General features: G+C 48.3%; 18 protein-coding genes. All 18 read left to right on the top strand.

Translation table 11 applies throughout. The features are described 5' to 3' along the window. Positions 1-24: 24 nt before the first annotated feature. The 18 genes from GTO89_RS08765 (at position 25) to GTO89_RS08680 (ending at position 22,549) form a co-directional block, all read left to right on the top strand. Positions 25-2,361, top strand: a complete 2,337-nt coding sequence (locus tag GTO89_RS08765; protein ID WP_161261695.1) for a copper amine oxidase N-terminal domain-containing protein — start codon at positions 25-27, stop codon at positions 2,359-2,361. Between the two features lie 105 nt (positions 2,362-2,466). Continuing rightward, the gene (locus tag GTO89_RS08760; protein ID WP_161261694.1) at positions 2,467-3,603 is read left to right on the top strand and encodes a TolC family protein; all 1,137 of its coding nucleotides are present in this window, start codon (positions 2,467-2,469) and stop codon (positions 3,601-3,603) included. A 210-nt stretch (positions 3,604-3,813) separates the two neighbouring features. Beyond that, the gene (locus GTO89_RS08755) at positions 3,814-6,312 is read left to right on the top strand and encodes an O-antigen ligase family protein (RefSeq protein ID WP_161261693.1); all 2,499 of its coding nucleotides are present in this window, start codon (positions 3,814-3,816) and stop codon (positions 6,310-6,312) included. A gap of 170 nt (positions 6,313-6,482) precedes the next feature. Then, complete coding sequence (locus GTO89_RS08750; RefSeq protein ID WP_161261692.1) at positions 6,483-7,724, top strand: sugar transferase; 1,242 nt, start codon at positions 6,483-6,485, stop codon at positions 7,722-7,724. A gap of 58 nt (positions 7,725-7,782) precedes the next feature. Further along, positions 7,783-9,144 carry a glycosyltransferase family 4 protein gene (locus GTO89_RS08745; protein ID WP_161261691.1) on the top strand — a complete coding sequence of 454 codons (1,362 nt, stop codon included), beginning with the start codon at positions 7,783-7,785 and terminating at the stop codon, positions 9,142-9,144. Positions 9,145-9,209: 65 nt separating this feature from the next. Further along, positions 9,210-9,779: a winged helix-turn-helix domain-containing protein gene (locus GTO89_RS08740; protein ID WP_161261690.1), complete on the top strand. Its 570-nt coding sequence runs from the start codon at positions 9,210-9,212 to the stop codon at positions 9,777-9,779. Next, positions 9,770-10,912 (top strand): glycosyltransferase family 4 protein, encoded by a 1,143-nt coding sequence (locus tag GTO89_RS17830; RefSeq protein ID WP_161261689.1) that lies wholly within the window; start codon positions 9,770-9,772, stop codon positions 10,910-10,912. The genes GTO89_RS08740 and GTO89_RS17830 overlap by 10 nt, the downstream gene beginning before the upstream one ends. Then, on the top strand, positions 10,900-12,138 hold the full coding sequence (locus tag GTO89_RS08730; RefSeq protein ID WP_161261688.1) for a glycosyltransferase: 1,239 nt from the start codon (positions 10,900-10,902) through the stop codon (positions 12,136-12,138). Before GTO89_RS17830 ends, GTO89_RS08730 begins: the two co-directional genes overlap by 13 nt. Then, positions 12,135-13,307, top strand: a complete 1,173-nt coding sequence (locus GTO89_RS08725) for a glycosyltransferase family 4 protein (RefSeq protein WP_161261687.1) — start codon at positions 12,135-12,137, stop codon at positions 13,305-13,307. The genes GTO89_RS08730 and GTO89_RS08725 overlap by 4 nt, the downstream gene beginning before the upstream one ends. A gap of 35 nt (positions 13,308-13,342) precedes the next feature. Beyond that, positions 13,343-14,341, top strand: coding sequence for a GDP-mannose 4,6-dehydratase (gene gmd / locus GTO89_RS08720; protein ID WP_161261686.1), 999 nt, complete (start codon positions 13,343-13,345; stop codon positions 14,339-14,341). A 16-nt stretch (positions 14,342-14,357) separates the two neighbouring features. Next, positions 14,358-15,743 carry a mannose-1-phosphate guanylyltransferase/mannose-6-phosphate isomerase gene (locus GTO89_RS08715; protein WP_161261685.1) on the top strand — a complete coding sequence of 462 codons (1,386 nt, stop codon included), beginning with the start codon at positions 14,358-14,360 and terminating at the stop codon, positions 15,741-15,743. A gap of 46 nt (positions 15,744-15,789) precedes the next feature. After that, on the top strand, positions 15,790-16,752 hold the full coding sequence (locus tag GTO89_RS08710; protein WP_161261684.1) for a GDP-mannose 4,6-dehydratase: 963 nt from the start codon (positions 15,790-15,792) through the stop codon (positions 16,750-16,752). Beyond that, a complete protein-coding gene (locus GTO89_RS08705; protein WP_161261683.1) occupies positions 16,745-17,683 on the top strand; it encodes a GDP-L-fucose synthase family protein in 939 nt (312 codons plus the stop codon). Before GTO89_RS08710 ends, GTO89_RS08705 begins: the two co-directional genes overlap by 8 nt. A gap of 46 nt (positions 17,684-17,729) precedes the next feature. Next, on the top strand, positions 17,730-18,551 hold the full coding sequence (locus GTO89_RS08700; protein ID WP_204758197.1) for an ABC transporter permease: 822 nt from the start codon (positions 17,730-17,732) through the stop codon (positions 18,549-18,551). 36 nt (positions 18,552-18,587) lie between these two features. Next, on the top strand, positions 18,588-20,093 hold the full coding sequence (locus GTO89_RS08695) for an ABC transporter ATP-binding protein (RefSeq protein WP_161261682.1): 1,506 nt from the start codon (positions 18,588-18,590) through the stop codon (positions 20,091-20,093). Positions 20,094-20,127: 34 nt separating this feature from the next. Then, on the top strand, positions 20,128-20,838 hold the full coding sequence (locus GTO89_RS08690) for a sulfotransferase domain-containing protein (RefSeq protein ID WP_161261681.1): 711 nt from the start codon (positions 20,128-20,130) through the stop codon (positions 20,836-20,838). A 41-nt stretch (positions 20,839-20,879) separates the two neighbouring features. Continuing rightward, on the top strand, positions 20,880-21,620 hold the full coding sequence (locus tag GTO89_RS08685) for a class I SAM-dependent methyltransferase (RefSeq protein ID WP_161261680.1): 741 nt from the start codon (positions 20,880-20,882) through the stop codon (positions 21,618-21,620). Continuing rightward, the gene (locus GTO89_RS08680; RefSeq protein ID WP_235920338.1) at positions 21,617-22,549 is read left to right on the top strand and encodes an NAD-dependent epimerase/dehydratase family protein; all 933 of its coding nucleotides are present in this window, start codon (positions 21,617-21,619) and stop codon (positions 22,547-22,549) included. The genes GTO89_RS08685 and GTO89_RS08680 overlap by 4 nt, the downstream gene beginning before the upstream one ends. The last annotated feature ends 25 nt before the right edge of the window (positions 22,550-22,574 follow it).

Raw genomic sequence — 22,574 nt, 5'->3', positions numbered from 1 at the left:
CAACAAATAAGAGGAGGAACATTGGTGAGCTACACGAAAAAATTCGTTGCCTCTCTGGCAGCGGCCGGTCTGCTGACTGGTTTGATGGTTCCCTCTGCGTTCGCGATGACGAACAACTCGGTCGACATCGTGAAGAGCATCGCCGACGACGCGACGAAACAAGAACTCGGTAAACTGACTTTGAAAGAAGACAGCGACACCCCGAGCGACATGCAGCCTGGCACTTCCTTTATGTACACCCTGCCCTCTGGCGTGAAACTCGATGACAGCGCTACTGCCATCGGCGGCGACGTCTACAAGTATGTTTTCTGGAACGGTAACCAACTTAGCAGTTCTGGCAACCATGGCCTGACTGTTGCGAAGAGCGGCGACTACACGCTGACCATCAAATTGCCCCCCGCTGGTTCCGAGTACGCAACGTCTAGTGGCGTTGCTGCATCCGACTCCGTTGCCATCAAGCCCTACGTCAAAATTGACGGTTTCGACGGCGGCGACATTGAAGCCAACGTTACCGCTCTTGACTCCGGTCTGAGCGGCGGCAAATACGTCATCGGTCGTGTTGCCACCGGTCAAAAGACCACCGCTTCCTGCGTCAAGGTCGAAACGATCGGCGACAACAGCGGAAGCCAAGGCGGCATCATCCGCATCGAAGAGAACTATGCCGGTTCCATCGGTGCTGTAACCGCTACCTCCGGTACCCCCCTCTTCACCGTGAAGCTCCCCAGCAACTTCAAATGGGTTGACGCTACTTCCACTGGCACCGCCTCCGGCGACTCCTATGTCAGCGGTCTCGGTGGCTTCTCCGGCGTTTCCTTCACCACCAGCCTCGACACGGATAGCCGCACCCTGAACGTCTACGGCACCCTGCCTGCAACGACGACGGACCGTGGTATCATTGAAGTCAACCCGATCATCTCGCCTGACTCCGACGCTGCTTTTGGTGATGTGACCGCTAGCATCGAAGGCAAAGTGGCTGACAACGTTGATGACGCCGATATCGTCGTTGCGAACTACGCTGATTTCGGCACGACCGTCAAGCTGGTCGGCGATGTTGAAAACGTAGTTGCCGGTCAGTATGACACCAAAACTGCCAAGATCAACATCAAAGAAAACATTGCTGGTTCCTTGACCGGAAACCGCAAGGTTCGCGTTGACTTCCCGACTTGGGTAAAAGTCACCGGCATCAAAACATACACCGCGAAAACCACTGGCTGGGAAGCCGAGTCCGCTGTCAAAGCCAAAATCGACGGTAAAGACAGCTATGTAGAAATCAACTACACCGGCGCTCCCTCCCAGACCAAAGCTGAACTGGAAGTTCAGTTCTACCTCTCCGTCAAGGGCAACACTGACGGCGAAATCAAAGCCAAAGTGTCCGGACGCGCTGGCGCTGAAGGCGAACTGGTTGTTTCCAAAGCGACTCTGCCCGTCTCCGCCACGAACGACGCCAAAGAGCTTCGCGTTGGTGTGAAAGAGCAACCGCTGAACGACATCATCATTGCTGAAACCGATAAAGGCAACATCATGGATGACAAGCTGGGCGGCAGCGGCTACCGTGAACTGAAAGTCAAACTGACTGACGGTGTAACCTGGAGCGCTGTTCCGACCGTTGAAGTTGTCGAAGGTGACGTTGACCTCGACAAAGACGGCATCGCCAAGACGGACGATGACACCACCCTGACCATTCCCATCAAGTCCAGCGGTACCAAAGCTTCCAAGATTAAGATCTCCAACGTCAAGGTCGACCTGGACCGCAGCGTTCCCGAAGGTACCATTGAAGCGAAAATCGGTGGCAACGCGATCGTCGAAAACGACAAGACCGCTACCTCGATTTACTATCAAGGTTCCGAATACACCAGCTACTCCAGCCTGCCCTCGAGCACATCCGGTTCCAGCACCACTGTTGACTCCGGTGAATTCGATCAAAGCTGGGCTGTCAAGCTGGCTGTAGGTAAGGTCATCACCCCTGCTGACCAAAACCAAAAACGCACCGCCACCTTCAAGATTGGCGAAAGCAAGATGACCATCGGCGGCGTTGAAACCGTAATAGATGCCGCTCCCTACATCAAGAGCGATCGCACCTATGTGCCCCTTCGCTTCGTAGCGAAAGCCGTTGGTGTGGACGACAACAACATCTCCTACAACGCTGATGACCAGTCGGTTATCCTGATCAAAGGTGACCGCGTTGTCAAACTGCAAGTTGGCAGCAGCGTTCTGACCATCAATGGTGTTCCCATGACCATGGATGTCGCTCCCGAAGTTGCGGATCCCGGCCGTATCATGCTCCCCGTCAAGTGGGTTGCTCAAGCGCTGGGCATCACCGCCAACTGGGATGCTGCTACTCAAACCGTTACTGTCAACTAATTGATTGTTTAAGACAATCAAAAAAGAGCCGGGTTCATCTCGAACCCGGCTCTTCCCACTTCGTCAGCGTGAACTACTGGTCGTAAATTTTTTGAGGTGACTATTATGCGTAAATTTGTAGTCTGCGCCTCTGCTTTCCTTTTGTCCCTGGGCATGACACTGCCAGCCGTGGCAGCTACGACCACTACCGTCGTGAATGCGGCCCAAAGCCAAGCACAATTTACCTTCCAGCAAGCTGTTGATCAAGCCAAAAAAAGTAGCAAGTCCCTTCGGACGGCACAGTTAGACGTGGATCGCAGCTATGAAGTTCGCAACTATCTAGGCGATTCCGTGAAGGATACCTATCAGACGACCTCTCAGGTAGGATATTCGATGGATCAACAATGGTACGGCGCATTTATGGGCTTAAGTCAAGCCGATGTAACCTGGAGAATGAATAAAAGAAACCTTGAAGCTCAAGAAGACTCCATTGTAATGCAGACCTATCAACTCTACAATGGATTAATCCAAGCCCAAGACAAAGTAAAAAACTGCAAAATTCGACTGACCAATGCGCAGATTCAATACAATAATGCTTTTACCGCCAGTCAGGTGGGTACGATCGACAATCCCACCCTGGTTCAAGCCAAGGCAGCGCGCGCAGCCTCGGAAGCCGCGTTAGCTGCTGCCGAAAGCGCCCTTGATGACGCCTATCAGAAATTCAATATCTTGGTTGGGTTAAAAGCGGAGGAACGCCCCGTATTACTCGATAATCCAACCTTTGAGAAAATGAAGACCGATGACGTCGATTTTGTCATTAACAAAGCTGTCAATGACAGTCCGACTGTGTGGCTTGCTGAGAAAAAAGTGGATTTAGCTGAGGCGGCGTACAGCGCCTATTCCTATTCCTTGGGAGGGCGCACCGAGCCGGGTAAAGCCAAGTCTATCGATATTGATAAAGCGGCTGTATCAGCGTCAAGCACGAAAGAACAGATGGAAAAATTGGTGCGTACGATTTATCACAGCATCCAACAGTTGGAGGAGCAATACGGTGGCGCGCAGCAACAGGTTGCTGTGGCGGATGAAAACTTGCGTGTTGTTAAGGTGAAGTTTGATATCGGTATGGCAACCAAAGCGGATGTGGCTGCTGCGGAATCTAAGCTGGTTGATGCGAAGGAGAGCCTGCTTGATATTGTGATTAAGCACCAAAACATGGTCTATGCTTTTCAAAAACCCTGGGCCTACGCTGCCTCGTCTTCCTAAGTATTTCGAGCATGTCCTCAGATATGGGATGAGTATTAAAGCCGCATCAGAACGCATCTGATTGCGGCTTTTTTGTTCGTGTGATAAGCAATTTCTCAATGACAGTTTCTTTCAGAAGGAATTCAGACCTCTCTCATCGAAAGAAATCCCAATACAGCGATTTTGTAAAGCTAGCAAGAAATATAATATAAGGGAAAATGAGGGTTGGTTGTGAAGGTTGACGAGAAATCCGTAAAAGTGAGTGCAAATTATTTTGCCATATGTGTTGTTCTTCTGGTCGGGATTGCGCCGTTTTTTCGAGGATTATTTTTCGAAACGGAGATGGAGATCCATCTTCTGGGGACATCTGTGTTGATGCTGTGCGCTGTGGTATTAATGTTTTTTTCAGGAAAATCGTTACCTGATTCAAGCAAACGAGCAGTAAATCAGATTTGGCGGTCTCCTTACTTTATAGCATTAGGGTTCCTCATGCTGTGCTACGGACTTACCTTCTACGCGGCGATTAATCCTCGAATGGCTTTGTTTACATGGCTAAGACAAGTGGACTATTTAGTTGTATTTATTTTTGCCTTTATCGCTACCCTGTTTATGTATGAAGCAAAAAAGCGACAGGTAGGAAACTATTTGCTATGGTTTCTGCTTGCCATTACCATCATGGGAACCGCTGTGTCTGCTATCGCCATTGCAGCTGCACAGGGATTTGTTACTTTGAATGGAGCGATCATGGACAGTCGGCTTTGTTCGACGTTGCAGTATCCAAACACACTGGCGGCTTTTTTGACGGTGCCGTTCCTGACGGGGATCCACATTACTTCGTCTCTTCGAAACCGCTACGTAACTGCAGTATCGGCTGGTATGACCTTTTTGATCCTCTTGGCGGTTTTAGGCACGCAGAGTCGTGGCGCATGGATGTTGATTCCCTTGTTCATCTTTTTCTATTGGCTCGGCCAAAAGGAAAAAAAGACGAATCTGGCCTGCCTGGTGTTGCTATTTACGGTAGCTATCGCTGTTAGCTCCGGCACGGTCGGTCCGGAAGCCCAGCAGGGAAAACAGAACGGAATGGCGCTGGCGATTACCTTGGCGATTACGGCAGGGGTAGGTGCAGTTTGGCTTGTTGGGCTTCCACACCTGATTAATTGGGAACAAGCGGGAATCGCTGTAAGAGATAGTTCGGTTGGTTCGGAACAAAAACCAAAAAAGCGGTGGAACTCAAATATTGTCGCTATCGGCGGTATCGCCGTCCTACTGCTCGTGATTTTTGGAGCCTATATGCTTTTTTCCGGGAGCGAAAACCCCGTGCTACAGCGGATCGCCTCCATCAATACGGGCGACAACAACTTCAGAGAACGTCTGGTGTTTTATTCCGACGCATGGCGAATGGGTTTGGAACGACCGTTACTTGGCTGGGGGGGCGGCGGTTGGAAAGCCGGTTACCGGGCCTTTCAATCCTTTTTATACAATACGACGGAGGTTCATAATCACTTCCTGCAGGTTTGGGTAGAGACAGGTATCCTCGGTTTTCTCTCCTTTGTGTCCGTTTTTCTGATGATACCCTTTGGGCTGTACTCCCTCTTAAAAATCGATAGTGGTAAAAATGAATTGCATGCGTCATCCATTTGGACCATCGGAATCAGCGCTCTAGCGTTGGCGTTGCATTCAGCTTTTGATTTCAACCTGTCGCTGAGCGCGGTTTCGTTGCTTTTATGGGCGCTCATCGGTGTCTATGGCGCTTGTGAACTTATTGCGGGGACAGGTGTATCGTCGGTGTTCAATCGGGAAATAAATCAAACAACGTCCCGAGCGAATAAAACGAGAAGGTCTGGGGCTGTATCCTTCGCGCTCTTGAATGGCGCACTGTTCCTGTTAATGTTGCCTCTCGTCATTTTTCCATTCCTCTTTCGCGGCGCTGAATCGGAGATAGGAGCTTATCAATCCGCACTCAATCAAAAAGATTTTCAAGGCGCTCTCAATCATTTGCAGCAGACCATGGAAAGTGATCGGTGGAAATCCGATTATCCTATCGCAACAGCCCAACTGCTTGTGACAAACTACGAACGAGCCGCAGATGAGAAAATGAAAGCGCGCATGTTGGAAGAGAGTGAACGATTGGCGCGAAAATCTGTCGAGTTGGACGCCTACAATACAGGCGCCCACATGCTGCTGGCCCAGGTCTTAATCGCGCGAGGCAATTATGATGAAGCGCTCGCAGAGGCGGAACTTGGCAAGTCTCGTTCGCCCTGGCTGGTTACGGCCTATATGGACGCCGCAAAAGTGAATTCTGATGTGGCGATCCGGCAACGGCTTGCGCTTAGCCAGGGACAAGGGCAACCAAATTGGAAAGTGCAGTCGGAACAAGCGTTGAATCGCGTCCTTGAGATTGCGACCGAGGCTAGCAGTAAGAAGGAAACATTACCAGCAGCGTTGAAGAGTCTTTGGAGACATCCACCTGATTTGACGCTCACGCCGGAACTGGCCTTTATGGCCGGCAAAGCGGCGCTGCTGCTTGGCGACCCTGTGAAAGCCGAACAGATGCTGGCCAGCGCCACAGAGCAACGTGATGATGTGACAAAAACGTTAGTGGAGCTTTGGCGAGGGGCGGCAATGAAAAAACGAGGAGACAACAAGGGAAATGAGATCATCGAAGCGGCGCGCGTAACTTCTGTGATGGCATCCAATGAATATTCGGTAATGAAACAACTCGGATTGTGATGAACAGTTTACGATATAAAGACCAAGAAGTGACAGCGAAAACTTCTATCGTCATAAGGCTCCGATTTATGTAGGGATTACCAAAGAAAACCTGAATTAAAAGCAGGAAAAGCGCAGAGAGTCACAGAATTGATCCTCTTTAGTAATCAATCTGACAGGTGGATTACAAGATGTGGGCAATTCTCCAACCTCGAAAAAGCGCATTCCTGCTTATTTTTTTTGATTTTGTTGCCACCTGTTTATTACTCTGGTTGGCAGCGGAGTTAATGTTCCCGGAATCGCTGAAGCCTGAAAACTATGAGGCGATCATCGGAACTTTTCCGTGGATCTGTATCGCAGTCATCGGATCGGCCTTGTTAATGGATCTCTACCATATAGATGGTAGTTTTTCCCGATACAATGTATTCCTTTCTGCGGTCATTGCATCGGGTTTAATCGTCGTCATCAGCGGTGGCGCTAGTTTTTTTATGCGTCTATTTGCTTTCCCACGAAGTGTAATGCTGTTGTTTGGCGTTCTGTTCATTGTCTACTTTTATCTTTCTCGGTGGGCCTATCACCACATCGAAAGCGGACGACCAGGTGTTTTCCTCATCTCGCAAGAAGAGTTTGTTGAGGGAAGGCTAGATGAAGCTAACTTTGAAACCGACACGATCGTGATTCAGGATTTTTCTGATATGAACCTGCGCAAGCAAGCGATTATCGAGGCGGTCAAACATTGCCGAATACTGCGAGTCGAGGTAACGCCTACGGATATCCTCTTGCACGGAGGCAACCTGATCTCAAGAGACGGTCGCATCTATATAGAGGTTACGCCCGGCGTCGGCCAGACACAGTTTACCGATGTGGTTAAGCGAATTTTTGACCTTGCCATTTCGCTTGTTGTGTTCCCGATTTGTCTTCCCTTGATGGCCTTGATCGCTGCAGCCGTCTGGATTGATTCAGGCACACCGATTTTCTACACGCAAGAAAGGGTGACGATGCGGGGACGTCTCTTTCGCATCTATAAATTTCGCACGATGATCCCCGATGCTGAACGACTGACCGGCCCTGCCTTTGCTACAGAGAACGATCCCCGTCTTACAAGGGTAGGGGCCTATCTGCGTTGTTGGCGGTTGGACGAACTGCCCCAAATCATCAATGTTATTCGAGGGGATATGAGCCTCGTGGGGCCACGACCGGAGCGTCCGCATTTTGTGCAGGAATTTGCTAAAGAGATACCGGAGTATCACCTCCGGCACCTTATTCCTCCGGGCATCACCGGCATGGCGCAGATATATGGGCGATATTCTTCGAATGCGGAGGAGAAGCTGATATACGATCTCTTTTATTCGAAGCGACGAGGTCCTGTCAGTGATCTTATTTTATTGATAAAGACCATTAAGGTTGTCATGCAGAGAGATAAGGCGATTTAACGATAAAAGAGGCATCCGTATGTGCTTTGTAGTCCTGATTAACTAGGGTGTGAAGATTATGGACCATGTTGTTAAGGGGAGTAGCGGAAATTTGCCTCAAGAAGGTAAACTGAGGGTTCTCCAACTGATCACGCTATCAGAGACGGGAGGCGCCCAGAAGGTTGTATATGAACTCATTCGAGGGCTAACTGACCGTCGCCGGAAAAATGTTCCTGCCGATGATGTGATGGTAGAATATGAAGTCCTCTTGGCCTGCAAAGACAGCGGCGCATTAATCGAATGGGTGCGTGAATCCTGTCCAGAAGTTTCGATTGTACCCTTAAGATATATGCGACGTGAGATTCATCCCTTGATTGATTTGCGGGCATTTTGGGAATTGCGGCAATTGATTCGTTGTTTTCGCCCGCATATCGTGCATTGCCATAGTTCGAAGGCTGGGATCTTAGGAAGATTAGCTGCATTTTTTACTCATGTTCCCGTGACGATTTTTACGGTCCATGGATGGAGCTTCTATGGCATGTCTGGATTGAGCCAGCGTTTTTTTGTTGTGTTAGAGAAGTGGATGGCCCAAATCACAAACGCGATTGTCTGTGTATCCAAACGAGATGTTGAAGAGGGGATTTCAAGGACGATACTCCCGTCGCGGCATGAACTACAGATCAGTGAAAGTGGAGCATCGTCTTTGCGAGCGAAGGTAATCCACAACGGCCTTCCTTTGGGGAACGGCGAAGATGGCAAGACAGGTAACTTGGCAAAGCAACAGAATGAACTCGTAAGAGAGGCAATTGCAAAACATGCAGTTGCAACAGCTAGTCCGGATCTAAAACAATTGTCCACGGACTTTGAGAAAGAACGGCCGTTTATTGTGATTACTGTCGGTCGTTTGGCGAAAGCAAAAGATCCGTGGCTTTTTTTAGATCTGGTAGAAAAATGCGCAAATGAAAATCCCGATGATCTGTTGAATAGGGTGCATTTTTTTTGGGTAGGCGACGGTCCTCTTTATGAAGAAATGAAAAGTGAGATATGTAAAAGAAATTTGGATGGTTGGGTTACCTTGTTAGGAGAGCGACAGGACATTTTATCTCTGCTAAAGCAAGCAGACGTTTTTTTATTAACTTCTTGTATGGAGGCATTTCCCATTGCGATTCTAGAAGCGATGAAAGTAGGTCTTCCTATACTCTCGGTGGAAGTGGGAGGAGTGCGAGAACAAGTTGAGTCAGGGGTGACTGGACAAATCGTTCCATCGAGAGAGCCGGACGTTTTATGGAAAGAACTCAAAATGCTGCTCTGCGATGCTGAAAAAAGACAGCGCTACGGCGTCGCATCACAAACAAGATTTCAACGCTATTTTTCTGTGGACAAGATGCTTCAAGAGTATGAAGAGTTGTATCGTGAATCCTTAACAAATATCGGTTCTTGACATGAGACGAGTAATAAAGCTATGCTTTAAATGAGTAAAAAAAGTGCGCGTTTTGGAGCGACGTTATGCTGGAAAGCTTGATTACATCGAAGACAAGACTGCAATTATTGTTGCGTTTTTTTACAAACCCCAATAATACAGCCCACCTGCGTCAGTTGGCTGCTGATTTTGGCGAGTCCACCAATGCGGTTCGTGTGGAATTGAAGCGGTTGGTCGATGCAAAACTGCTGACCCATGCATCACAAGGACGAAAAATCGTCTACCAGGCCAATGCAGCGCATCCTTTGTTTCCTGACATCACCAGTATCGTGCGAAAGTCTCTTGGGATTGACAAGCTGGTGGAAATGGTGCTGGGGGGATTGGGAAATGTTTATCTTGCCTTACTGATTGGTGATTACGCGCGAGGGACTGACACTGGACTCATTGATATCATCATCGTTGGTGATGTAGATCAGGAGTATTTACGTCAATTGATTGAACTGGCGGAAAGTCGAATCCATCGTCGAATTCGTCCGCTTGTGTTAGGGTGGGAGGAGTATCAGTCGATGGGAGACAGGTGGAAAAAGGAAGAGCGCGTAGTGCTGTGGGAAACTGAGAAAGTGTTGCTTGGAAGTGAACGAAGATCGTGCGAATAGGAATAGATGCGCGTTACGGCCTTGTAAGCAAAAGACGGGGGATCGGTGAGTACATTCATCATCTGTTAGAGCATTATCCTCGTCTCCTGGAAAGTGATTGGGAAATTACGCTCTTTCTTGACAGTCAAGCCGACCCCGCTGAAATTGAGTATTTCTCCAAATTCGGCTGTTATCGCATTAGAACGCTCGCCACATCCCCCATGGTTTTGTGGGAGCAATGGGCGCTCCCTAATGCAGCCAAACAGGAGGGACTTGCGCTCCTTCACTGTCCCGCAAATATGGCGCCTTTTATCAAGCCTTGTCCCGTTGTTACTACGATTCATGATGTGATCGAGTTCCGGCGGAACACTTTTCAGGACGAGCGACTATCGCTGCGACACCGGATGAGCCGATTGTATCGAATGGGACTCTTGCCAAAGACTGCGGAAAATAGTGAGCGGATCATTACTGATTCATACTTTTCTCGTTCCGATATTTCAGACGTGTTAAAAGGCTCAGACGAAAAGATTCGTGTCGTATACTGCGGCGCCGACGTGGAATGGTACCAAAGTGATGAAAAAGAGGGTATTTTCTTTACTGATAAATGGAATGGATTGAGCAAGCGAAATTATATTTTCGCTCTCGGTGCTCTCGATAAGAGGAAAAATACTAGGGCGTTGATTCAGGCATTTTGCAAAGCGAGAAGTGATTTCCGGTCAGATATCGAATTGGTTATCACGGGAATTGAGCGCCCTGACGCTTTTGCGGATTGTCAAGTGGAAGGCGTGCGTTTGCTGGATTTTGTGACGCGAGAAGAACTCCGGGAATTATACAGGAACGCTCTGTTTTTTGTCTATCCGTCTCTTTATGAGGGTTTTGGTCTGCCGGTGATTGAGGCGATGCTGTCCGGAACGCCGGTGACTTGTTCTAAGACAACTTCTGTTGGGGAAATCGCAAAAGGGAATGCATTGCTCTTTGACCCCACCGATATCGATGATATGGCTTCAAAAATTCGGTTGATGGCTGAAGATGAATTGCTGAGAAGAGAACGAATAGAGACTGGATTCCGTTATGCACGGCAGTTTACGTGGGAAAAAGCCGCATCCGAAACCTTGTCCGTCTATAAGGAGGTCCTTGCGGCATGCAAGTGCTGATGCTGATGGATGAATGCCCATGGCCTCCAAATCAAGGCGATAAGATTCGTAATTGGGGGATCTTGCGAGCGTTGAGCCAATTTGCGCGAGTAGATCTGGTTATTATGCAACCGATTACGGAAGAAGCGCGGGATCGTCTTAAACAGTATTGTGCAACCGTAGAATCTTTTTTCGAGAAACATACGATTCTGAAGTACATGTATGGGATCCTGAATCTTCGAGCGCCTGTTACGTCGGCGATCCGACGCTCAAGCAGAACTCGTAAGAAGCTTAATGCCTTTGTTCATTCTAAGTATATCGATGGACAACACTATGATGTCCTTTGGGGAGCTCAATTAAAGACAGCCTGGTATGTGCATCACTTGCAAACAAATCCCCAACTTTCTCAAACCAAGTTCGTTCTGGACCTATGTGACGCCCTCTCCCTCTACCGAAGACGGATGGCAGAACAACACAGTGGTTCCTTTTGGAAATGGCTAAATCGGTTCGAGGCCATTCGGCTAGCCCGATACGAAGGAAGATTGATCACGGAGATGGATCTATCCTTTGTTGCTTCGGCCATTGACAGAGACTCATTACGGCTTCCACATACCGAGAGTAAAATCGCAGTCCTTCCGAACGGTGTCGATGGACCAAGCGGGGAAGAGTCTCTGCTTCGTAAAGAATTAAATAGGAATGACCAATCAAAGAAAACAATCCTTTTTGTCGGCAATATGAACTACCCGCCAAACAGAGATGCCATTGAGTGGTTTGGGAAAGCTATTTGGCCCATTGTACGCTCGAAACGAAGGGAAATGAATCTAAACATCGTGGGATCTGGTGCGCCGGAATGGTTGAAAAAGGAGCCGAACGTCTCTGTGAAAGGGTACGTTCCCAATTTAGAAGAAGAATATGAGTGCTCCGACGTAGTGATCTCACCGGTGCGCTTTGGCGCTGGGACGAGGTTAAAAATTATTGAGGCAATGATGAATGGTAAACCAATCGTTTCGACAACGCTTGGGGCTGAGGGGATTGGCGCGGAGCATGGAAAACACATGCTCTTCGCGGACACGCCAGAGGCGTTCGCAAAGGCGATAATGGCATATGTGGATGACGAAGAATATGCCTATCGGTGCGGAAACGATGCAAGAGAATCGGCGATGAACAACTTTTCCTGGGAAATAATTGGGCTAAATATTAAAATAAAGCTTGATGAATTACAGAACATCAAAAGAGCAGTGCGATGAAAAGAAAAAATGTTGTCTTCGTGGTCCAACGCTATGGAAAAGAAGTATTAGGTGGCTCAGAGTCGCTGTGCCGTCAAATCGCAGAACGTCTTGCACCTTGGTATGATTTGCAGGTGGTTACGACTTGTGCAAGCGATTATCTCACCTGGCAAGATGAGTTCCCGCCCGGAGAGACGCAGGAGAATGGCGTTTTAATACGGCGGTTTCCGGTTGATCACCCACGGAAAAAAACGTTTTCTCTATTAAACCGTTTGGTCTATCATAGGATATTGCCGAGTGTTTTTGAACGTACATGGATGAAAGCGCAAGGCCCATATTCGACACAGTTGCTCGAATATCTTGAGTCTATACAAGAAAAGACAGACCTATTTGTCTATTTTACTTATCTCTATGGGACGACGTACTATGGTCTAACCCGCATAAACAAAAAATCTATACTGGTACCGATGGCTCACGACGAACCCCCCTTAACATTAACCATTTTTGAGGAAATGTTCTCCAACGCACAGGCATTGCTTTTTCTTAGTGAGGAAGAAAAACAGCTTGTAGAAAGGCGATTCAATATACTTCCTCGACAGTTTGCTATCGGGGGAATCGGGATCGATTTACCCGAAGAAAAAAATCGACGAGAAAGAAAGAAGTATCTCCTGTATATGGGCAGATTGGATGCCGGGAAAGGAGTGGACCAGCTTTTTCAGTATTATGAACAGATGCTGAAAGAGATGGGGGGCGAGTCCCCGGACTTATATCTTCTTGGTAAAGGATCCTATCCGGTGCCGGAACATCCTAAAATCCGTTCACTTGGCTTTGTGAGCGAGGCAGAAAAATGGAGACTGTTACATGAAGCGATGGCCATGGTTGTGTTCTCTCGTTATGAGAGTTTGTCCATTGTTACTTTAGAGGCACTGGCTGCGAACACTCCAGTGTTAGTAAATGGTCATAACCCAGTGCTGGCTGGACATTGCCGACGAAGCCAAGGAGGGCGATGTTTCTACGATTGTCAAAGCTTCGTGAAAGCCGTTAATGAACTGGTAGAAAAACCGGGACTTATCGACATAATGGGCAAAAGCGGTCGAGAATACGTTAGCCAGTACTATACATGGCCCACAATGATCGCAACCTACAGAGCTCTCATTGATTCTGTCATTATGGGTAATGAGATAGGATAAACAAGATTATACATTATTAAAATGGAGGTTTATTTATGGCAAAGAGTGCGCTGATTACAGGGATTACGGGACAAGATGGAGCCTATTTGGCGAAGCTTCTTTTGTCCAAAGGATACGATGTGTATGGTCTGCTGGCCCGACGAAGCACGGATACACTTTGGCGTCTGCGTGAACTGGACATTGCGGAAAAGGTTCGTTTTATCGAAGGGGATGTCACCGACACAAATTCAATCTATCGGGCGCTGAGCAAGGCTAAGCCGAATGAGGTATATAACTTGGCAGCGCAAAGCTTTGTCGGCACCTCCTGGGAACAACCGGGATTGACGGCCCAGGTAACCGGGGTTGGTGTGCTGAATGTGCTGGAAGCCATCCGAAATTTTGATCCGTCGATTCGCTTTTATCAAGCGTCGACAAGCGAACTCTTCGGGCTGATTCAAGAGCCGGTGCAATCGGAAAAGACTCCCTTTTACCCGCGCAGCCCCTATGGCGTAGCGAAGTTATTTGGCCACTGGATCACCGTCAATTACCGGGAAAGTTTCAATCTTTTTGCCTGTAGCGGGATTCTGTTCAACCACGAATCACCCATGCGGGGTGTTGAGTTTGTCACCCGCAAAGTGACGCAAGCCGTCGCCCGGATCAAGATGGGATTGCAAAAGGAACTCCGCTTGGGCAATATCGATGCCAAGCGGGATTGGGGCTTTGCCGGAGACTATGTGGAGGCCATGTGGCTCATGCTTCAACAGGACATGCCCGACGATTATGTGGTGGCCACAGGCAAAACCACATCGGTTCGGGAGATGTGCCGCATCGCCTTTGCCCACGTTGGACTGAACTACGAGGACTATGTGATCATCGATCCCGCTTTTTACCGTCCTGCCGAAGTGGAGGTTTTGTTGGGGAATCCGCAAAAAGCGAAAGACGCACTGAACTGGGAACCGAAAACTTCATTGGAAGAACTGATTCAGATGATGGTAGATGCCGATCTGCGGCGTGTTCGCTTAGAGATGTCGGCAACGGATGCAATTCAGCGATAAGGAGTCGTTGCGTGTTATGAAGGTAATCGTGCTGGCAGGAGGCGGGGGAAGCCGACTCTTTCCGATCTCACGTTCAAGCTATCCCAAGCAATTCTTAAAAATTCATGGCGAAAAGTCTCTTTTGGCCCATACGGTGGAGAGGTTTACCCAGATCATCTCTCCTTCTGATATCGTTGTTGTCACTAACCGCGATTATTTGTTTCACGTCAAGAATGAACTGAAACAATGGGGCGGAGAAGGCGCCCATATCCTTCTAGAGCCTGTCGGAAGGAATACGGCGCCTGCCATCGCGCTCGCCTGCCGCTATTGTATGGATAAACTCGGTTGTGAACAGGACGAGGTCATCTTGGTGACCCCGTCGGACCACCTCATCGATCCTGTTTCTCGTTTCATTGAGAGCGTTCAAAGCGCGGAGTCGACTGTGAGGAAGGGATTCCTAGCAACCTTTGGTATTAAGCCAGATCGACCGGATACTGGTTTCGGTTATATTCTCGCTGGAGAAGCTAAGGAAAACTGCTGTCGAGTCGAGAAATTTGTGGAAAAGCCTGACCTCGCAACTGCGAAACAGTATGTAGCCCATGGGGGATATTACTGGAATTCGGGCATGTTTGCCTTTACGCCATCTGCGTTACAGCAGGAGTTGGAGAAGTATTCTCCAGAGATTTATAGCTACTTTTGTTCCGGCTATGATCACATGATGGAAACATTTGCTGAACTTCCGAATATATCGATAGACTATGCGATTGCAGAAAAATCGAGACAATTCGTTGTATTCCCGTTGCATATCTATTGGAACGACGTAGGCAGTTGGGATGCCATTTACGATGCGATGGAGAAGGATGACTCTGGAAACATCGTACGCGGTGATTGCACAGTCATTGAATGCCGTGATTCATTGTTTATGGGCAGTAACAGACTTGTCGCCGGTATTGGTTTGCAGGATATGATTGTCGTAGAAACGAATGACGCGGTGCTGGTAGCCAAGAAGGGCGAATCGCAACGAGTCAAGGAACTGGTCGACCAACTCAAGGCGAGTAAGCGGAAGGAAGCCTCTGAACATACGACAGTCCTCCGCCCGTGGGGCAGTTATGCCGTGATCACTGAAGGTCCCGGCTATAAAGTTAAACGCATTACGGTGAATCCCGGACAAATTCTAAGCTTGCAACTCCATTATCACCGTAGCGAACATTGGATCGTCATCAGTGGGACAGCGAAAGTGACGATCGCCGATGAGGTGAAGATGATCCACGAAAATCAGAGCGTTTTTGTGCCCAAATCGACATTGCACCGGTTGGAGAACCCCGGCCGCATCCCTTTGCAATTCATTGAGGTGCAGACGGGGCTGTATTTAGAGGAAGACGACATCGTTCGTTATGAAGATGTCTATGGCCGGATTCAATGAATTCAATAGCCTGGGATCACAATAGCAAACAAGAACGAGGGGTGTTATGAAGGCTCTAATCTTCGGGGCGAGCGGCTTTGTCGGCCGGCACCTTACAGCGCATCTGGTCGAATCGGGAATCGATGTTTTCGGCACCTATCATCGGAATGGCGCTCAAGACTTTCCCATCCGTTATTTTCAGTGTGACATGCGTGATGAAAATCGCGTCCATAGCATCTTGACGGAAGTGAAACCAGATTACGTCTACCTACTTGCGGGGCCGGCTTTCGTCTTGGACAGCTTCAACAACCCGCTTCGGACCTATGCGGAGATCGCCTGGGGCACTCTGCATGTACTGGAGGCGATACGAAGGTTGCAATTGCCTGCGCGGTTGCTCTATGTCAGTTCCTCAGAAGTATACGGCCAAAGCGTTCGTCCAGACCAGCTATTGACAGAGAATACGATTCCTCAACCGATGAACCCCTACGCCGCTGCAAAAGCATGGGGTGAGATCGCCTGTTGTCAGTACGCGGTCCAACACGATTTGCCAGTGATGATCGCCCGACCCTTCAACCACACTGGGCCCGGGCAGAACGAACGGTTTGTATGCTCGAACTTTGCGAAGCAATTGATATGGATGAAACAGGGGCGTATCCCCCATAAAATCTTCGTGGGCAACCTGAATGTCGAGAGGGACTTTCTGGATGTGCGCGATGTTGTGAGGGCTTATCACCTGCTGATGACGCGAGGGAAGTCGGGACAGACATACAATGTTTGCTCCGGGAAACCGATTCAAATCGGAGACATTCTGCGTTTGATGATTCAAATGTCCGGATTGGAAGAGGTAAAGGTTTGTGAAGAGTCGAAGCGTGTCCGGATGAATGATCGGATGCGGATCGCCGGTTCCTTTGACCGGCTGAATCAAGAAACCGATTGGAGACCTCGCTTTTCCATGGATGAAACATTACGCGATTTGCTCGCTTACTGGAAACAAAACATCTCAGTGCCTGGAGGAAGATCCGATGTATGATCTAAAGGGAAAAAAGGTTATCGTCACAGGGGGGGCGGGGTTTCTCGGCTCTCATGTGGTGGACCTGTTAAAAGAGCGTGAATGCGGCGAAATTGTAATTCCCCGGAGCAAGGAGTATGACCTGACCAAGGAAGACGCGATTCAGAAATTGCTATTTGAAGCGCAACCCCACGTGATCATTCATCTTGCCGCTGTTGTGGGCGGCATCGGCGCTAACCGGGCAAATCCAGGTAAATATTTTTATGACAATCTGGTGATGGGCGTCCAACTGATGGAGCATGCGCGCCGGCAAGGGGTCGAAAAGTTTGTCGCCGTCGGCACCATCTGTGCATATCCAAAATTTACACCTGTGCCGTTCAAAGAAGATGACTTGTGGTGCGGTTATCCCGAAGAGACGAATGCGCCTTATGGCCTAGCAAAGAAGATGATGCTGGTGCAATCTCAGGCATACCGGCAGCAGTATAGCTATAACTCCGTCTACCTGCTCCCGGTCAACTTGTACGGCCCACGGGATAACTTCGATCTGGAAACCTCCCACGTCATCCCGGCGTTGATCCGCAAGTGCATCGAAGCCAAGGAAGCGGGCAAGAAAGAACTCGTCGTCTGGGGGACGGGAATGGCCACCCGTGAGTTTCTCTTTGTAGAGGACGCAGCCCGGGCCATTGTCCTTGCCACGGAGAGATACGATGAGAGCGAACCGGTGAACATCGGTTATGGACAAGAGATCTCGATTCGGGACTTGGTCGAATTGATTGTCGATTTGACCGGCTTTGAAGGTTCTATCGTCTGGGATACTGAAAAGCCGGACGGACAACCGCGGCGTTGTCTCGATACGACTCGAGCAGAGAAGGAGTTTGGATTCCGCGCCGAAGTCGGCCTGCGAGAAGGATTGCGGAGGACGATCGATTGGTATTTAAATAAGTGTCAATGAGTTGGGGCGGTAACAGGACGAACCCTTTAGGGGGTGAGGATAAACAATGAGTGTAATGGAATTGATCAACCCGGTTCAGATTTACAAAAGACTTTGGGCCAATCGGGCATTAGTGATTCAGTTGACAACAAGGGATATCCAGAGTCGATACAAAGGATCCCTTCTAGGTTTATTCTGGTCCTTCTTGACACCAGTTCTTATGTTGTCAATCTATACATTCGTCTTTAGCGTTGTTTTTGAAGCACGTTGGGGAACCGGAAGTGGTAGCAAGGTAGAGTTTGCACTAGTTTTGTTCTGTGGTTTAAATACCTTTACAATGCTATCAGATGCTGTAGGCCGATCTACTACAGTGATATTAAGTAATGTAAACTACGTAAAAAAGGTTGTCTTTCCCTTGGAAGTGCTCCCTCTCGCGCTGGTAGGATCTGCAATATTTAATGGTGCCGTTGGCTATTTGGTGCTTTTGGTTGGGATGGCAACATTGATGGGGACCCTTCATTGGACGGCGATTTTTCTTCCCATTGTGTTGCTTCCTTTGTTGATTATGGCTTTGGGAGTTACCTGGTTTTTCGCTTCGACGGGTGTTTATATCCGCGATATGGGCCAAGTAGTGGGTGTTTGTCTGAATGTACTCATGTTTCTCAGCCCTATTTTCTACCCCTTGTCGGCTATCCCCGCGGAATTGCAAGGCATCTATTATCTAAATCCTATAACTTATGTTGTAGAGGATGTGCGTCGAGTTATGGTTTGGGGACTGATGCCGGACTGGGGAGTTTGGGTTATCGAGTTAATGGTGGGTTTGGTGGTTCTGGTATGCGGATTCACATGGTTCCAAAAAACACGAGAAGGATTCCCTGATGTCATATGACTTGATTTTTGGGGATTCCAGAGGAGTCGTCGCTTTGTGTTGACCGAAGGCAGAATTCCAGAGAAAAGAATAAAAAAGAGGGAACAGACAGGCAAACAGGTGGTCCCGCCTGAAATGCAGTCGCTGTCGGATGAAAACAGCCATTCCAATGGCGATATCCTTTTATCGGCTCAAGATGTGTCAAAGTGTTATCATCTCTATAATCGACCACTAGACCGCCTCAAGGAGCAATTGCTTTCGTCCGTAGGTAAGCGTTACGGTAAAGAGTTTTGGGCTCTTCGGGGTGTTTCTTTTCAAATCCGGCGCGGCGAAACTTTCGGGATCATCGGTAAGAACGGCAGTGGAAAAAGCACGCTTTTGCAAATCATCGCTGGCATTTTAAAGCCCACAGATGGGTTCTTGCAGGTTAACGGCAAGGTAGCGGCTTTGCTCGAACTGGGAAGCGGATTTAATCCTGACTTTACCGGTAGAGATAATGTGTACCTGAATGGATCCATTCTAGGCCTTTCGCGGATCGAAATAGAGCAGCGGTTTCAAGAGATTGTGGACTTTGCTGATATCGGCCCTTTTATTGATCAACCGGTTAAGTCTTATTCCAGCGGCATGTTTGTACGACTCGCCTTTGCAGTAGCGACCAGTGTTAATGCCGAGTTACTTTTAATCGACGAAGCACTGGCTGTAGGGGACGTTTTTTTCCGCCAGAAGTGTTATCGGCGTTTGGAGGAGTTGCGGAGGAAAGGAACCTCGATTATTCTCGTTTCTCACTCTATGGTTGATGTGGAACAGTTTTGTGAAAAGGCGTTGTTGTTGGATCGGGGAAGGCAGGTTTACTTAGGTAAATCTACGGAGGCGGTAAAGCACTATTACCTGCTCGAACAAGAACAGCGAGTAAATGAATATATGTCTCGTAATAATAATGAGGTAAGTGAATCGGGTACAACGGAGTTTAACGAACCAGAAGTGGTAGAAAGAATGGATGAATCATTCACATGGCCTGTCGAAAGTGCCTTTTTTGATATCGAGGAAAAAGACAATATTGGAAATGGATGGGCCTTTTGTACTCGGGTTGCAATCTGTGACCAAGGTGGACAACCTTGTCAGGTTTTTTCCCAGGGACAACAAGGAGTTTTTTATTATGAGTTCGAGATTAATCGGGATATTGAGGTGCCGATTGGCGGGTTGGTCATTCACAACGATAAAGGAATTATCGTGCACGGTAAGAACACACTTCAGTATGGAACCTCTGTACCCCGAAAAGTTAGAAAGGGTTCTCGGATACGTTTTTGTCAGGCTATTCGTTTTGATTTGGCAGTGGGGGAATATACCTTTATGGTTGCATTGGCGGCCTTGGATAGCGCTACGTATAACCGCCGAGGTATGATGCCGCATCAGGACTTGGAGGGGAGCGTGTTACGACTCGCCAATGTTCAAAACGCCGGTTCGTTTGCTATTGTCTTCAAAAAGCAGGGAGATCCTGTACAACTACAGCATCACGGCCTCTGCGATCTTCCTGGGGAATGCAGAGTTCAGATTCTTTCGTAGATGCCTCGCAACTTTTTTATGAGGGAGGGTTAGAATGAATCGAATTATCGTAGCTGAATACCCTAAGTCAGGTGGGACATGGTTTGTTAGTTTGTTGGGTGATGCATTGTCACTCGATAAAAGAGATATCTACGTCCAGGACGGGTATGACGCTTTTGCAGTGAACAAACATCCTTGGTACGTTGGTGCGGCTTCCTTAAATATCTCGGAGAACTGTGTGATCAAAAGCCATGAAAAACCGGGCTCGTCCCTGCATCCGCAGGGAAGCAAGGTAATCCACTTGGTTCGCGATGGTCGGGACGTCGTGGTATCTAAGTACTTTTTTGAACGCGATTTTTGTGTAAAAAATGGGATATATACAAAGTTTGATGTGCCTTTTGAAGACTATGTGGTCAATGTAGCCTCAGAATGGAAAAAATATGTTCTAGAATGGTTGGAGACTGATGCCCGTTTGGTTCGCTATGAGGAACTATTAGCGAACCCCGCTGAAACCCTGTCCAACACTTTAGACAAGTTGAATATGGTCGTTGAGAAGGAAATTATCGAGCGGGCTATTCGAGCGAACAGCAAGGAGCGGCTGCGTAGTGCCTTGGATAAAACCTTTGCGTACAATACCTTTGTCAGGAAGGGCATATCCGGCGATTGGATAAACCATTTTTCGGTAAGCAACCGTAGAGCTTTTCATGAGGTTGCTGGTGATGTGCTCATCCGACTAGGGTATGAGACAAACGCCAACAGTAAGTGATGAACAACTATTGATTTGGTGCTGATTTTGGGGGAATGAGCATGCTCCAAAGTGTCTTTGAACAAGAAAAGAAGTATTATAAACCGGTTATTTTAAATCCAAACACGTTGGCAGAGATTGCTATGGCGCCGGAAACATGGCAAGAGATCCTTCTGTTTCATCATGAATTAGTCAATGATGACTATACTGGCTATCTCGATGCCTACTACCGGGAATGTGTTCGCCGTTTTGGCCGGCATTGGAGATATATGGACATCGTAAATGTACTCTATGCCGCAGTTAAAACACTGAAGCCGCGCAACTACTTAGAGATAGGAGTTCGACGAGGTCGTACCGTCTGTACCGCTGCCCGTGCATGTCCAGATATGGAGATCGTCGCCTTTGACATGTGGATACAGGACTATGCCGGAATGGAGAACCCAGGTCCAGATTTTGTTCGGCATGAGTTGACGAAACACCGTTTTCAGGGAGAAGTCACCTTTATTGATGGAGACAGTAGCGTGACCGTTCCTGAATTTTTCAAAAATCATCCAGAAAAGACGTATGACATTATTACGGTTGATGGAGATCATTCCGAAGAGGGCGCTTTGCGTGACTTAGATAATGTTATCCCCTATTTGTCCGAGGGAGGCATATTGATCTTTGATGACATTGCCCACCCCGGACACCCCTATTTAAATAGGGTCTGGGTCGATCTGTTACTCAGGTATCCTTTTTTATCGGGCTTTGAATTCCGGGAAATTGGATACGGAGTCGGCTTTGCAATCCGGAACTCAATATGAACGGTCGAGACCGCATCTTGGTAACCGGCGCAAATGGCTTTCTTGGCTCTTTTTTTTGTAATTACTTTTCGGAACAGGGCCATGCTGTTCTTGCCTTAAGCCGAAAGTTCAGTGATACAAGTCCTTGCGTGTGGGAACGGTGTGAGATGACCTTACCTGACAGCAGGTTTGTCGAAAGAGTATGTAGCTTTCGCCCAACTGTGCTGATTCATTGTGCAGGGACTTCCTCAGTGGCGGTTTCCTACGAGGCCCCCTATGAGGATTTTTTGAACTCCCCGAGTACATGCGCCTTCGTGCTGGAAACATTACGCACCGCAGCCGATCATTGCTTTTTTGTTCTGGTTTCAAGCGCCTCCGTGTATGGCAACCCACCCCAGTTGCCGGTGGCGGAGTTGGCGCCAGTGGCGCCCCTTTCTCCTTATGGTTACCATAAGTGGATGTCGGAAAAAGTTGTCGAAGAATACTCTCGTTGTTATGGTATCCGAGGTCTTACTCTACGGGTTTTTTCAGCGTATGGGGAAGGCCTGCGCAAACAGGTAGTCTTCGATCTCTGCCGGAAGCTACTAACCCCGGGCGTGGATGTTGTTGAGGTCTTTGGAACGGGAGAGGAGAGCCGGGATTTTATCCACGTGGCAGACATCGCCTTAGCGATCGACACATTGCTTACTCATGGTGAGACAGGTGTATTTAACATCGCCAGCGGAAGCGAGGTTCCCATCCGAACATTGGTTACATTGATCAAAAGGTGTTTACAGGTTGAAAAGCCCGTTTGCTTCACAGGTTCTGTCCGGGTAGGTGATCCGATGCGTTGGCAGGCGGACATATCGAAGATAAGTCGACTGGGCTTTCAGCCGACTATTATGTTAGAACAAGGCATCAAGCGGTACTGCGACTGGTTTGTAAACAACTACTGGAGACCTAGTCGCTAGAGTACAGGGGATAAAAGGAGATAAG

It is taken from the genome of Heliomicrobium gestii (assembly GCF_009877435.1).
Taxonomy (GTDB): Bacteria; Bacillota; Desulfitobacteriia; order Heliobacteriales; family Heliobacteriaceae; genus Heliomicrobium; species Heliomicrobium gestii.
This window is presented reverse-complemented; position numbering and strand designations above follow the sequence as displayed.